This is a genomic window from Thermoactinomyces intermedius (assembly GCF_013912365.1).
GTDB classification, from domain to species: domain Bacteria; phylum Bacillota; class Bacilli; order Thermoactinomycetales; family Thermoactinomycetaceae; genus Thermoactinomyces; species Thermoactinomyces intermedius.
The window spans coordinates 1-13,922 of sequence record NZ_JACETT010000010.1 but is presented as its reverse complement, the minus strand read 5'-3'; the positions used below and the strand labels follow the sequence as shown (position 1 = coordinate 13,922).

Here is a 13,922-nt window from a genome sequence, read left to right as displayed (position 1 = left end):
ATCAAGGGGAAAGGTGATGACTCATGAAAGCAGGACGTCTTGTTTTGACGAATGCGCTTGTGTTCCTTATTATCATGGGATTGGGAATTGGCGGCTATTACTTCTATTATATGAAATCCAATTATATTGAAACCGAAGATGCCCGGGTCAAAGGGGATTTGATTCCGGTGGCTTCGGTCGGAAACGGAAAATTGGAAGAATGGCAGGTTGAAGAAGGACAACAAGTAAAAAGCGGTCAGGTTCTGGGGAAAGTAAACACCGGACAACAAACCGTGGACATTCAGGCTCCGATGGACGGAACCATCGTGAAAAGTGATCTTTCTGAGGGGCAAATGGTTGCCGCAGGCCAAACCCTGGTCCAAATGGTGGATTTGAACAAACTCTACATTGAAGCGAACATTGAAGAAACCGAGATCAAAGATGTAAGTGTCGGACAAGAAGTGGACATTACGATCGATGCGGAAGAAGGCACCAAAATCAAAGGAACGGTGAAGAAAATCGGAAAAGCGACCAACTCGGTCTTCTCCCTGTTGCCGCAACAAACCGCCAGCGGGGATTATACCAAAGTGGTTCAACGGATTCCGGTGGTCATTGAAATGGAAAATTATCCGGATACCGTGGTGCCGGGTATGAATGCAACGATCCTCATTCATAAATAAGTTGATTTGGACAGATTCGTCAGGAAAGGAGGAAAAGAATGAGTGCGAAGCAAAATACAGCGGACGGCGGCGGATTCCGACAGCATTTGCCGCTGATGATCGTGATTATGCTGGGGATGTTTTTGGCGGTTTTGAACCAGACCTTGCTCAATGTGGCTATTCCCAGCCTGATTAATGAATTCAATGTGACGGCAAGCACGGCTCAATGGTTGCTCACCGGTTATATGTTGGTCAACGGGATTTTGATTCCCTTCTCCGCTTATTTGGTGGACCGTTACGGAATCCGGCGGCTATTCATCGCTTCGATGGTGTTTTTCACAGCTGGTTCACTCATGTGCGGACTGGCTGCCACGTTTTCCATGATGTTGATCGGTCGTTTGATTCAGGCGGTCGGTGCCGGAATCCTGATGCCGCTGGTGATGGTGGTGACCCTTCACATTTTCCCGCCGGAGGCGCGCGGAAAAGGGATGGGGCTGTTTGGGCTCGGGATGATTTTTGCCCCGGCCATTGGTCCCACGTTGTCAGGATGGGTCATTGAACATTACGACTGGCGCATTTTGTTTAACGGGATGGTGCCGCTTGGTCTGATCGTCATTGCTTTTGCATTTTTCCTTTTAAAGGATGGTTTGAGAAAAGAGACCAAGCCGCACTTTGACTTTTGGGGGGCTGTCACCTCTTCGCTCGGCGTCGGTCTGTTGCTGTACGGATTGAGTGAAGCCGGGAACAAAACCTGGGATGATCCGGTGGTGGTTTCCACCCTGGTGCTGGGTGTGTTCTTCCTTTATGTGTTTGTGCTGTTGCAAGTTCGATCGAAAAAACCGTTGCTCGATTTCTCCGTGTTTAAATTTGATATGTTTACCCTGTCAAGCGTGATTAATGCAATTATCACCATTGCCATGTTTGCGGGCATGTTTTTGATTCCGATTTATCTGCAAAACCTGCGCGGTTTTACCGCTTTCGAATCCGGGTTATTGCTGCTGCCGGGAGCCATTATCATGGGGTTGATGTCCCCGGTCTCCGGTGTGCTGTTTGATAAAGTGGGCCCCCGTCCTCTGGCAGTGATCGGGTTGTTGGTCACCACCGTAACCACTTATGAATTTACGCATTTAACCCTGGAAACCAGTTATACTTGGATCCTGATCATCTATATGATCCGTTCTTTCGGAATGTCCCTGCTGATGATGCCGATTATGACGGCCGGCTTGAATCAATTGCCGGAAGAGATGAACGGTCACGGCACGGCGATGGCCAACACATCGCGGCAAATCGCAGGATCGCTTGGAATCAGTGTGTTTACGACGATCTTTTCCATCCGCACCCAATATCATTTGGGAAAATTGGCGGATCAAGCCAATATGATGGATCCGGCTTACAGCGATCATTTTTATTCGGCGCTGAGCGGTTTTGCCCAAGCTGTCGGCTTGCCGGCGGAACAAGCGCAAAGTTTGATGACCAGCACGCTGTACGGGCAAGCTGCCCAATATGCATCCGTTCAGGGAATCAATGATGCTTTTCTTTGGGCTACCGCCTTTGCTTTTGTCGGCTTGATTTTGAGTTTCTTCTTGCGGGATGTGCGGAAAGACAAGAAAGTATCCGGTTGAACAGTTCCTAAATTATTCGGAAAGTCGTGGAAGGGAGAGAAGTGATTCATGAAGATTTATGTGGTATATGACAGTGAAAGCGGACATACGGAAAAAGTGGCCGCATCGATTGCAGAAGGCGCGCGTGAAGTGGAAGGGGCAGAGGTGATTCTCCGTCACGTCAATGAAGCCGATGTGCGGGAGTTGAACGATGTGGATGCGATCATCTGGGGATGCCCCGGCCATTTCGGAACGATCAGTTCCGGCTTGAAATCCTGGATTGACCGTTTGGGACATCTGTGGGCGAACGGAAAATTGATTGGAAAAGTGGGTGCGGTTTTCTGCACGACCGCAACTTTGCACGGCGGTGCGGAAATGACATTGTGGAACTTGATTACGCCGATGCTTCACAATGGAATGATTATTGTCGGACTGCCGAGCAATTTGCCGGAAAATGTCATGTTGGGCTCTTATTACGGGCTGTCTGTGACTTGTCCGGTCACAGACGGGGAAGAAGATTCGTCCCCGGGTGAAAATGACTTGTCACTCGGAAGAGCATTGGGACGCCGTGTGGCCCATGTTGCGAAAAAGTTGAAGTAAAAAGTTGTAAAGCTTTAAACCCGGAACAAAGGGGGGAGTCGATTGACTTATTTGATTCTCTTTTACGGGGCGCTCGTTGTTCTTGGCGGAATTGTGTTGTATGCCATCAATTCCCGTGCCGGGAAAAACATGGAGGAAGAAGAGCAGGCGGGGGCCGCGGAGGTTCCGTCCCAAGAAGAAGCGCCTGAGAACCATGAGGCTCCGGCGAAAAAAGTGACCAGGAAAGTAACGGATTCCACCGGATACACCATGACCGATGATGAATATCGGGAAGCCTTGCGCAGAAGCTTGAAACAACAAACTGAAGTAACGAAAGAAGAACCGGCCCGGGATCCCGACCGGTACAGTGACCGGGAATACCGGGAAGTTCTTCGTTCGATGCATAAGCAATTGAATCAAGATAAGGAATCCGACCGGTAAACGGAGTCTTGGAATCCACCGCCCTGTGTAATGCAGGGTGGTTTTTTATTAGTGTTCCCATCGGTTGCCGGTTTTATCCCCTTGGGTTGAAAAGGGGTTTTCGGATGGGCGCTTCTAACGGATTCTTCGGGATGGTCATTCTTCCCATGGCGCCGGATGGAGGAATGGGCTATACTTTTGGCTGGTTGGATTTGGATGGAACGAACACCGAAGGGAATCTGAATGATATGCTTCACCGGAAAGCATGGTATCTTGGTTGAAAGAAAAAGGAGTACGAGCGATGGGACAAAATGCGTACAAAAAGGTTCGGGAAATCATTGATACTTCTGCCGGTTTGTTAACCGGCCAGGCTTTATATCCATTTGCGGTGGATGAAATTCTTTGCAAGGAAGTGGGAAGCGGCCATCTTCCCCCGGTGCTTCATATTTGGCGGCATCAAAATGCGTTTATTCTGGGAATCCGGGACCGGAAATTGCCTCATGCCGAAAGAGCGATCGATTGGTTGGAATCAACGGGTTCCCGTGTGGGAGTTCGTAATTCCGGGGGAGCCGCCGTTCCTTTGGATCCGGGAGTGGTCAATCTTTCTTTGATTTTGCCTTCGCCAAGGGGAAAAGTGGAAATCAAACAAGACTTTGAAATCATGTATCAACTGATGCGGGAGTGTTTAAAACCGTTGGTTCCCCCGATTGAAAAAGGGGAAATCCAAGGATCCTTCTGTCCGGGGGATTATGATTTAAGCATTGACGGGCGGAAGTTTTGCGGCATTGCCCAGCGGAGACAGATCCGGGCCTTTGTGATTCAGGCGTTTGTCTTGGTGGAAGGGAACGGAAGGGAAAGGGGAAAGAAAGCGAAACAATTTTATGATTTGGCGTCAGGAGGAGATCTCAATCTCGATTTCCCCAAAGTGGAACCCGGCAAAATGGCTGCCTTGTCCGAATGGAACAAGGATCTGACTGTCGACCGGTTTGTATCGCGGGTCAAAGAAGTGGCCGGGGACGGACAGAAAAAGGAAAGGCATGATTACGAACCGGCGTATGAAGAACCGGTTCGGGAAATGTTGACAAAGATCCAAAAAAGATACGGGGAATGACAAAAAGCCACTCCTCATCGGAGTGGCTAAACACGTAGGAAAACGCTGTGAAAAAGGGATTGGGTTATAATGAACCCGCCTGTAGCACAGACGGATGCGAGAAGGTCTCGGGTCTCATATAATTATTCGGACCCGTTTTTGATTTTCTGTCCCCGCAGGCAGATTTTTTAATGACGTCTTGCAAAGTCGACAAAACGGAATTTTTCCGGCAGATGGCGGGATTCCGTGTATTGGAAAAGGGTGTTGTCCTCCAAAAAGACATAATTTCGGACCACCGCCACATATGGTTCTTTTTGATGGTCGAGAAAGTTCCGGTCTTCTTCCGTCATGGGTTCGATGGTGATGACTTTTTTGGCAAAGCTGATGGAAAGCCCGCACTGTTTTTCCAGATATTCATAAATGGAATCCTGGCAGACTTCTTTGGTCAACTCAGGGACATAAGCCTTCCGGAAATAATCCTTGTCCAAAATGATTTTTTCCCCGTTTACTTCACGGATGCGGACCACTTCCCAAACCGGTTCTTTGCGCTTTAATCCGAGTTCCGCATGGATTTGCGGATCCGCCGGTTTTAATTCCAATTTCTTCACATGAGTCTTCCATTGTTTATTTAATTTGGAGAATAATTCTTTGAAACCGACCAATCCCGAAACCGGAAAGTCGTACCGGTGAATCCCCAACACAAAAGATCCTTTGCCTTTGATTTTTTGGATATAGCCGTTTTGGGACAACAAGTTCAGTGCCTTTCGCACCGTTTCACGAGAGGTTTGGTATTGTTTGGAAATGTCATGTTCGGAGGGAAGTTTCCCTCCGGGTTTTAACTTTCCTTTTTCAATTTGTTCGGCAAGTTCATGGTAAATGGTCAGATAAATGTTTTCCACCTTGGTTTCCCCTTAATGATTGGTTTTCGTCAAACGGAAAACAAGGGATTCGTAAGGCCGCAATGTCATTTCCCGGAAATGGTCCGGTGCATCCGGATAGTTGGAGAGCACACATTCTCCTTCCCAGTCTTCCGGCAACACATGGGAAGACGGCAGATGCCAACGGGTGGAATGAGCGAAGAAATTATTGATCACAAGCCATTTTTCATTCCGGCCGTGCCGCAGATAGGAAAAGACGTCCGGGTGATCCAATTGAACGGGTTCAAAAGTGCCGTTGATCAAGACATCGTGCTCTTTCCGCAGCTGAATGAGCCGTTTGTAATGATGAAAAACGGAGTCCTTGTCTTTCAAGGCTTGTTCCACATTGATTTGCCGGTAATTCGGTGCAACGGGAATCCAAGGGGTTCCTTTGGTGAAGCCTCCGTGCTTCCCTGCCGTCCATTGCATCGGGGTGCGCGCGTTGTCGCGGGATTTTTGCCGGATGATTTGCATCACTTCTTCCTCGGTTTTTCCCTGCTCACGCAAAATGTGATACATATTCCGTGTTTCGACATCCCGGTAGTCGTCGATGGACGTAAAGTCCGGGTTGGTCATGCCGATTTCTTCCCCTTGGAAAATAAACGGGGTTCCATGCATCAAATACATGGCGGTGGCCAACATTTTGGCCGATTCTTTGTGGTAGGGCCCGTCATTGCCGTAGCGGGAAACCACCCGCGGCTGATCATGGTTGCACCAAAACAAGGTGTTCCAGCCGCCGCCTTTTTGCATTTCCGTCTGCCAGGTGGAAAGGATTCGTTTTAATGCTTCAAAATCCATTTGACCTGTTTCCCACTTCTTCCCGCCCGGGTAATCCACTTTCAAATGATGGAATTGAAAAACCATGTTTAACTCGCGGTTTTCCGGACGGGTGTATTGAATGCAATGCGGAATGGTCGTGGACGACATTTCGCCAACGGTCATGATATCATAGCGGGAAAACACTTCCCGGTTCATCTCTTGCATAAATTCGTGGATGCGCGGGCCGTCGGTGTAAAATTTGCGGCCGTCCCCGGGAGGGACGGATCCGTCGTCGTCGGGGAACCGTTGATCTTTGGAAATCAGGTTGATCACGTCCAACCGGAAGCCGTCCACGCCCAGATCCAGCCACCAACGCATCATTTCGTAAATTTTTTGTCTCAGCTCCGGATTTTCCCAGTTTAAATCCGCCTGGGTTTCATCAAATAAATGCAGGTAATATTGGCCGGTTTTTTCGTCCCGTTTCCAAGCGGAACCCCCGAATTTGGATTGCCAATTGTTCGGTTCCTTCCCGTCTTTGCCGTCTTTCCAGATGTAATACGAACGGTACGGATTTTCTTTGGAAGAACGGGATGCTTGAAACCATTCATGCTCGGTGGAAGTATGGTTGACCACCATATCCATGATCAATCGCATGCCGCGTTTGTGCACCTGATGGAGAAGTTCTTTAAAATCCTCCATCGTTCCGTATTCTTCATGGATTTTGTGATAATTGCTGATATCATATCCGTTGTCGTTTTGCGGGGATTCATAAACCGGCGTCAGCCACAAAACATCAACCCCCAGCTCTTTCAGGTAGTCCAGCTTCTGAATGATTCCTCTTAAATCTCCTGTTCCGTTCCCTGTCGTGTCATAAAAGCTCTTTGGATAGATCTGGTAGACAACAGCTTTTTTCCACCATTCCGCCAACAAAAAAACCTCCTTGTATGCTACATCAACTCTTGGATTTCTTCTTTGATGATGGATGATTTCGTCCCGAACACCGCCTGAATCCCGTCTCCCTTTTTGATGACACCGGCAGCACCCAATGCTTTCAGCCGGTTTTCATCCACTTTGTCAATTTCTTTGACCCCGACGCGGAGGCGGGAGATGCAGGCGTCCAGTTTGACAATGTTATCTTTGCCGCCCAAAGCTTCCAAAATGAGAGCGGCCTGGCTGCTTTTGCTTTCTTTTTCTTTGCTTCCTGATTGGATGCCGATTTTTTCGCGGAACTCGTCTTTGGTGCGGAGACGGGTTTCTTCGTGATCATCTTCACGCCCCGGTGTTTTCAGGTTCATTTTTTGGATCAAAATCCGGAACGTGAAATAGTAAATCACCGCAAAGACAAGGCCGAGCCCGATGGTGACAAGCCATGCATTGGAGTGGTTGGGCAGTACATTGAACAAGATGAAGTCAATCAGCCCGGAGCCGCCGGCAAACCCGCCGTGCATGCCCAAAGCATTGACCAGCCCGAAAGCGATGGCGGTCAAAACGGCATGAATGGCATATAAGACCGGGGCAACAAACAGGAATGTGAATTCCAGCGGTTCCGTGATTCCGGTCAACAAAGCGGTGACGGCAGCCGCCACGATCAACGATTTGGTTTTTGTTCGTTTGCCCGGTTTTGCCGTATGAATGATGGCCAAACCCGCGGCAGGCAATCCGAACATCACCGGGATGAATTTTCCTGCGATGTAGGTGCCTCCGGTAATGGCAATCGACGGGTCACGCAGTTTGTCGATAACTTGGGAAATATAAACGTTTTGGTCCCCCACGATGCGGGCGCCGTCCAACGAAGTGTAAGCGCCGCCGATATCCGTGAACAGCAAGGGGGTATTGTAAATATGATGCAACCCGAACGGGATGAGCAGTTTTTCAAGCCCGCCGTACAATCCCACAATCAACGGGTTGGTATGGGTGGCAATATAGTTCCCCAAAACAAAAATCCCGTTTCCGACCGGCGGCCAGATGAAGTAAAGAACCACTGCAGACAAGATGGCCCCAAACGAAGAAACAATGGGGACCAGCCGTTCCCCGCTGAACAAGGAAATCGAATCAGGCAATTCCACTTTATGAAAGCGGTTGTAAAGATAAGCAGTCAAAAAACCGATTAAAATTCCGCCGAACACACCGATTTGCATGGTTTCAATGCCAAGTTCGGTTCCCAGCAGTTTTTCGTTCAGCTTGATCCCGGTGATATCAATCAACGCCCCGAGGGTGGTATGCATGATGAAGAACGAAATCAGTGCCGAGAACCCGGCCATTCCTTTGCCGGTCCAGGTGATGGCAATCGCCACGGCAAACAGGACGGGAAGGTTATTAAAAACGGCTTGTCCCGCCCGTTGCATCAATTCCCCGGTGACTTGCCAGCCGTTGCTGCTCAAGAAAGGAATCAACTCTTGGACATTGGGATTTAAAATCACGCCGCCCAGTCCCATCAAAATCGAAACAAGCGGAAGAATGAGAACCACGGCCATCATGGAGCGGCCGACACGTTGAAAAAAGTCAAAAGAGAAACCTTTCGCCATTATTTTCCTCCTTATCCCCGTGTTGGAATCGGTCACCTGTATATACAGGAAAGGGAATACAAAAAATGAAAGGCCTTTCATGTAACCGAATTGTACTCCTGTCTATACAGGTTTGTCAATGAAGAAGGGAGGTCCCGGAAAATCCTGATCCTGCCATTGATTCTGACGCCAAGCTTGTGTTATGATGGAAACACCGCGCTAGACGGGGAGGTAGCGGTGCCCTGTAGCCCGTAATCCGCTATAACGGGGTCGATGCCTGTCCGAGGCGTGCTTTGTGTGAGGCTGGTCTGGATCATCCGTGTTGATGATCGGGTCCTGCGCAACGATCACTTCCGAACCGTGTCAGGTCCTGACGGAAGCAGCACTAAGGGAGACCGGTCGTGTGCCGCAGGGGTGCTTGGTCTGAGCTGATGGTTCAGGGGCCGCTCGGGCAAGACACGTCGGAGACAGGTGCGCGGTACATAGACATCTTTGGAAAACGCACCTTGGGCACAAGGTGTTTTTTTTTAGCATTTGAATGGAAAATTTTTTCTTAAAGAAGGAAGAAAAAGGTAAACAGCGAATAAAAAGTTAGAATTATTTGTGGCATGTTGCCCGTACACAGCAGGTTGTTATCAAAAAACGATGGGAACTTCCCATTTTGGTGTCGGTTGTTTGCGGTTGTGATGGGAGAAGTTGTTCACTTGTGGATCTCATGTGATTCCAATGAATCGTTCGTTGCAAAAAGTAAGCACGAAGGACAGAAGGGAAGCTTTTAATGTGGCGGTGCGAAGATGATGAATATGAACACAAAGGCGTTAGCAGGAAATGGAGATCATGGGTCAATCCATTTATACACATTTTATCCTGTGACACCCTATGAGCGTTTGGCCGTCCAGTTAATTTCAAAAATCCACTTGGGAGTTATCGTGGTTGATGACCGGTTGAATGTCGTGGAAATCAATCAAGCGGCAGCAAGGCTGTTGGGGTTGGAAAAATCAAAAATGATGTACCGGTCATTCCGGGATGCCGTGATTCAGTTGGGGTTGCCGAAAAAGTACAGGGACCGGTTGTTCTCCATTTTGCATTCCCGCAAAGAGAAGCGGAAGCTGGAATTGGACTGGTGCCCGGACGGGGAAGAACCGCGGTGCCTGCTGATGCGGTTTCACACGTTTGAAGACAGTGAAAGCGGCTTGAAAGGGCAAATTTTGATGATCGAGGACCAAACCGAGATGCAGCTTTTGAGGCAGCAGGTTCAGCAAAACAACCGCTTGGCGACCATCGGTCAGATTGCAGCCGGAACCGCGCATGAAATTCGCAATCCCCTCACGGCGATCCGGGGATTTTTACAGGTGATCGGGCATAAGATGAAGGAAAACGGACAGCAGAAAGAACACGGGTATATCGATATTATGTTAAGGGAGATCAGCCGGATCAGCAGCCTTGTCGGGGAATTTTTGATGCTGAGCAAACCACGGCATTTAAACGTCCAATCCGTGAATGTGACGAAGGTCTTCAACGACATCCTGCCCATCATCAAAAACGAAGCACTTCTCTATAACATTGATGTGATGATCAAACGGCAACTGACGACGATTCCGATGATTGAAGCAGATGGGGAGTTGTTGAAACAAGTTTTTCTCAATGTTTCCAAAAATGCGATTGAAGCAATGAAAGATGGCGGCCTGCTGACGATTCGACTGAAAACAAATGAGAAAAGAAAACATGTGGTTGTGGAGATCATGGATACCGGACCCGGAATACCACCTCATGTTTTGGAAAAAATATATGAACCGTTTTTTACAACAAAAGAGAACGGAACCGGTCTGGGACTTCCCATTTGCCGTCAGATTTTGCGGGAGATTGACGGAGAAATCAAAATTGAGTCCGGACCGAAAGGCACCAAGGTGAAAGTTTACTTGCCGCTCATTAAAACATAAAACCCACTGCCGATAAGATGATGGATCTTTTCCCACAGGCAGTGGGTTGTTTCTTTTGGAAAAAAGGTTTTCAGTGTAGTATGATAGTAAAGACCATGAATATGCCCCCGTTGAGGGGAACAAGTTGGAGTGTTGGGTGTGTCCTATCGGGCATTGTATCGCGTTTGGAGACCGCAACGCTTTGAGGATTTAGTCGGTCAGGAACATGTGACAAAAACATTGATGAATGCATTAAACGAAAAACACCTTACCCATGCTTATTTGTTTAACGGACCGCGCGGAACGGGGAAAACCAGCGCGGCAAAGATTTTGGCCAAAGCAGTGAACTGTGTTCACGGTCCGGCCAAAGAGCCTTGCAATGAATGCGAAGCTTGCCGGCGCATCACCGAAGGTTCCCTGATGGATGTGGTCGAAATTGACGCGGCATCCAACCGGGGAGTGGATGAGATCCGTGATCTGCGCGACAAGGTGAAATATGCGCCGACCGAAGTCCGTTACAAGGTGTATATCATTGATGAGGTTCATATGTTGACCACAGAAGCATTTAATGCACTGTTGAAAACATTGGAAGAACCTCCGGAGCATGTGATTTTCATTCTGGCTACCACGGAGCCGCATAAACTTCCTCCAACGATTATTTCCCGCTGTCAGCGATTCACTTTTCGCCGCATTTCCTTTGAAAAGATCGTGAACCGTTTAAAAACGATTTGCCGGTCGATGGATATTTCCTTTGATGATGAAGCCTTGATCTCCATTGCGCAAACCGCCGACGGCGGACTGCGGGACGCGCTGAGTCTCCTGGATCAAGCGTTGGCTTTCAGTGGGGATTCCTTGACCATTGAAGCGGTGCAAGCCGTGACGGGAAGTGCGTCGAGGGAGATGGTGCTTTCGATTTTCGTCGATTTGGTCGAACAGAAGATGCCTTCCGCCCTGCAAAAGCTGGAGGAGTGTATTGCAAGCGGCGTGGAGCCTGAAAAGTTGGTTCAGGATTTCATCCATGTTTGCCGGGATTTGTTGCTGTTTAAAACTGCACCTTCCTTGATGGAGCGCGAAGGAAGAACACAGTGGATGAAATCGGTGGAAAAGGTTGCGGGGAAGTTGACACATCACCGTCTTTCCCGGATGCTGGATGTGTTGGTTCATTCGGAACAACAGATGAAATGGGTGACTCATCCCCGCGTGTTGTTGGAGATGGCCCTGGTCCGTCTGGCGGATGTTTTTGGAAGCGATCCTAAAAATGTGGAGCCGGATCTGGTGGCAAAGCTGGAAGAGCGGATTGAAAAGTTGGAAAGTTGGATTCGCCAGGAAAAAAACACAGCGGCTGTGAAGGAAGAAATCTCCCCGGCACCCGGGAACCGTCCTGTCCCGTCTTCTCCGGTTGTCAAATCTTCCGCACCGGCACTGAGCCGGCAATGGTTGGAGAAGCTGTCCGAGCAACAAGGAGCCCGGATCAAAAAGATCTGGCCTGAATTGCTTCAGCGGGTGAAAGAGGAAAAAATCACGGTCCATGCCTGGTTGATTGACGGTGAACCGGTCGGAGCCACCGATGACGCCGTGATCGTTGCTTTTAAAAGCAAAATTCACCGTGAAACAACCGAAAAAGAAAGCAACAAGTCTTTAATTGAAGGAATTCTTTCACAGATGACGGGGCAACGGATGCGACTGAAAACCGTGATGCTGGATGATTGGAAGAAACAAGCTTCGGCGCGGAATCTTCCGGCTTCCGGGAATAAGAGCGGCCCCCAACCGGAACCGGAGTCTTTGCAAGAAGACATTGTGAAAAAAGCCGTGGATTTGTTCGGCGAAGAAATCATCAAAGTTTCCGATGAGAATGAACCGAAAGTTTAGGAGGCGATGACGGATGCGGAACATGAATCAGATGCTGAAACAAGTGAAAAAAATGCAGCAGGAAATGGCGAAAGCCCAACAGGAACTGGAGAAAAAGGAAGTGGAAGGAACGGCCGGCGGTGGTGTGGTGAAAGTGCGGATGAACGGCCATAAGCAATTATTGGGGATTGAGATCTCCCCGGAAGTTGTGGATCCGGATGATGTGGAAATGTTGCAGGATTTGATCACCGCCGCAATCAATGAAGCGATGAAACAGGCCGAGGAGCTGGTAGCCAAAGATTTAGGGAAATTTACAGGCGGTTTGAATATCCCCGGATTATTTTAAAGTGACCAGAGGTGGGAACGTTGTATGTGCCTGAACCAATCTCAAAACTGATTGAGGGATTCATGCGCTTGCCGGGGATTGGCCCCAAAACGGCTCAACGGCTGGCTTTTTATGTATTGACCATGGAAGAAGAGGACGTTTTGGATTTGGCCAAAGCATTGGTCCGGGTGCAACGGGATTTGTGCCATTGTTCCGTTTGCGGGCATATCACGGATCAGGATCCTTGCTATATCTGTTCCGATAAAAACCGGGACCAGTCAACCATTTGTGTGGTGCAAGACACCAAAGATTTGATCGCCATGGAACGGACTCGTGAATATAATGGCTTATATCATGTATTGAACGGGGCGATTTCCCCCATTGAGGGAATCGGACCCGATGATTTGAACATTCCCGGGCTGTTGAAGCGGCTGGAAGACGAAAAAGTGAAGGAGCTGATCCTGGCAACCAATCCCAACATCGAAGGGGAAGCGACGGCAATGTATTTGTCCCGTTTGACCAAACCTTTCGGGCTGAAGGTGACGCGTATCGCCCACGGACTGCCGGTCGGCGGGGATTTGGAATATGCGGATGAAGTCACCTTGGCCAAAGCGCTGGAAGGAAGACACGAGTTATAAAAAATTGATCATGAAACAGACAACCTTGTGCATAGAATGGAAGCGACACTTCCCGGGAAGCTGTCGCTTTTATTTTTGCAAAAAGAGCGGCTGAAATAGGGGACGCTGCGGATTATGGAAAAACGATTGAGAGGGGGAATGTATCCGTTTTTGTTCCAGGAAAGTCGCAGCCGGAACCCATGGGGAGAAGTGTCAGACTTTGTACGGATGTCCGGTTGCGATTGGATTTTGTTTTTGGTTTTCATACTTATTTTGTCTTTTTGTCTTGATTCCGATTCTGAAAAAGATCCGGGGAGGGATGGGTTTGTTGGAATATCAATGGTGGGTGGTCACCGGCTTGTTGGGTATGATGTTTTTTATGGTGGTCAACCGGTCGGTAAAAAAACCGCTGATGTGGATGGGAAAAGGAGTGTTGTCGACCGCTGTGGGGGCATTGGTTTTGTTTGTTTTGAACTTGCTGGGGCAATATGTGCAACTCCACATCCCGATTAACCTTTGGACGGCGTTTGTCACCGGCTGTTTGGGGATTCCGGGAATCGTTTATCTGGTGGCCGTGAAAATAATTTTTATTGGTCTATAAAAAAAATCGAAAAAAGGTGTTGACTTATGTCTGATAAGGTGGTAGTATCATAATTGTCGCTGCGAGAGAGCAGCAAAACAAAACGAAATGAAGTGTTCCTTGAA

At 48.7% G+C, this 13,922-nt stretch carries 14 protein-coding genes and 1 other RNA gene; 12 read left to right on the top strand and 3 right to left on the bottom strand.

Features of this window, described 5'->3' with window-relative positions:
- The first annotated feature begins 23 nt into the window (after positions 1-23).
- The 6 genes from H1R82_RS03080 to H1R82_RS03055 all read left to right on the top strand — a co-directional run bounded on the left by H1R82_RS03080 (position 24) and on the right by H1R82_RS03055 (position 4,349).
- Positions 24-659: an HlyD family secretion protein gene (locus H1R82_RS03080; RefSeq protein WP_181732938.1), complete on the top strand. Its 636-nt coding sequence runs from the start codon at positions 24-26 to the stop codon at positions 657-659.
- Between the two features lie 38 nt (positions 660-697).
- On the top strand, positions 698-2,260 hold the full coding sequence (locus H1R82_RS03075; RefSeq protein ID WP_181732939.1) for a DHA2 family efflux MFS transporter permease subunit: 1,563 nt from the start codon (positions 698-700) through the stop codon (positions 2,258-2,260).
- Positions 2,261-2,308: 48 nt separating this feature from the next.
- Positions 2,309-2,839, top strand: coding sequence for an NAD(P)H-dependent oxidoreductase (locus H1R82_RS03070; RefSeq protein WP_181732940.1), 531 nt, complete (start codon positions 2,309-2,311; stop codon positions 2,837-2,839).
- Positions 2,840-2,881: 42 nt separating this feature from the next.
- Complete coding sequence (locus H1R82_RS03065) at positions 2,882-3,259, top strand: hypothetical protein (RefSeq protein ID WP_181732941.1); 378 nt, start codon at positions 2,882-2,884, stop codon at positions 3,257-3,259.
- Positions 3,260-3,363: 104 nt separating this feature from the next.
- Positions 3,364-3,519 carry a hypothetical protein gene (locus H1R82_RS03060; protein ID WP_181732942.1) on the top strand — a complete coding sequence of 52 codons (156 nt, stop codon included), beginning with the start codon at positions 3,364-3,366 and terminating at the stop codon, positions 3,517-3,519.
- Between the two features lie 20 nt (positions 3,520-3,539).
- Positions 3,540-4,349 (top strand): lipoate--protein ligase family protein, encoded by an 810-nt coding sequence (locus H1R82_RS03055; protein WP_181732943.1) that lies wholly within the window; start codon positions 3,540-3,542, stop codon positions 4,347-4,349.
- Positions 4,350-4,516: 167 nt separating this feature from the next.
- Here the strand turns inward: H1R82_RS03055 and treR are convergent, their stop codons facing one another.
- The 3 genes from treR to H1R82_RS03040 are packed head-to-tail and all read right to left on the bottom strand — an operon-like array spanning position 4,517 to position 8,529.
- Complete coding sequence (treR, locus tag H1R82_RS03050; protein WP_181732944.1) at positions 4,517-5,227, bottom strand: trehalose operon repressor; 711 nt, start codon at positions 5,225-5,227, stop codon at positions 4,517-4,519.
- A gap of 12 nt (positions 5,228-5,239) precedes the next feature.
- Positions 5,240-6,934, bottom strand: coding sequence for an alpha,alpha-phosphotrehalase (gene treC / locus H1R82_RS03045; RefSeq protein WP_269747565.1), 1,695 nt, complete (start codon positions 6,932-6,934; stop codon positions 5,240-5,242).
- Positions 6,935-6,951: 17 nt separating this feature from the next.
- A complete protein-coding gene (locus H1R82_RS03040; RefSeq protein WP_181732946.1) occupies positions 6,952-8,529 on the bottom strand; it encodes a PTS transporter subunit EIIC in 1,578 nt (525 codons plus the stop codon).
- A gap of 193 nt (positions 8,530-8,722) precedes the next feature.
- Between H1R82_RS03040 and ffs the strand changes: the two genes are divergently transcribed.
- The 6 genes from ffs (at position 8,723) to H1R82_RS03010 (ending at position 13,818) form a co-directional block, all read left to right on the top strand.
- An RNA gene (gene ffs, locus H1R82_RS03035) (signal recognition particle sRNA large type) lies at positions 8,723-8,987 on the top strand.
- 315 nt (positions 8,988-9,302) lie between these two features.
- The gene (locus H1R82_RS03030) at positions 9,303-10,448 is read left to right on the top strand and encodes a two-component system sensor histidine kinase NtrB (protein ID WP_309544780.1); all 1,146 of its coding nucleotides are present in this window, start codon (positions 9,303-9,305) and stop codon (positions 10,446-10,448) included.
- A gap of 138 nt (positions 10,449-10,586) precedes the next feature.
- Positions 10,587-12,296 carry a DNA polymerase III subunit gamma/tau gene (gene dnaX, locus H1R82_RS03025; RefSeq protein WP_181732948.1) on the top strand — a complete coding sequence of 570 codons (1,710 nt, stop codon included), beginning with the start codon at positions 10,587-10,589 and terminating at the stop codon, positions 12,294-12,296.
- 13 nt (positions 12,297-12,309) lie between these two features.
- Entirely contained in the window at positions 12,310-12,621 is a 312-nt protein-coding gene (locus H1R82_RS03020) for a YbaB/EbfC family nucleoid-associated protein (RefSeq protein WP_181732949.1), read from the top strand.
- 20 nt (positions 12,622-12,641) lie between these two features.
- Positions 12,642-13,238: a recombination mediator RecR gene (gene recR, locus H1R82_RS03015; protein WP_181732950.1), complete on the top strand. Its 597-nt coding sequence runs from the start codon at positions 12,642-12,644 to the stop codon at positions 13,236-13,238.
- A 304-nt stretch (positions 13,239-13,542) separates the two neighbouring features.
- The gene (locus H1R82_RS03010; RefSeq protein ID WP_181732951.1) at positions 13,543-13,818 is read left to right on the top strand and encodes a pro-sigmaK processing inhibitor BofA family protein; all 276 of its coding nucleotides are present in this window, start codon (positions 13,543-13,545) and stop codon (positions 13,816-13,818) included.
- Positions 13,819-13,922: the final 104 nt, after the last annotated feature.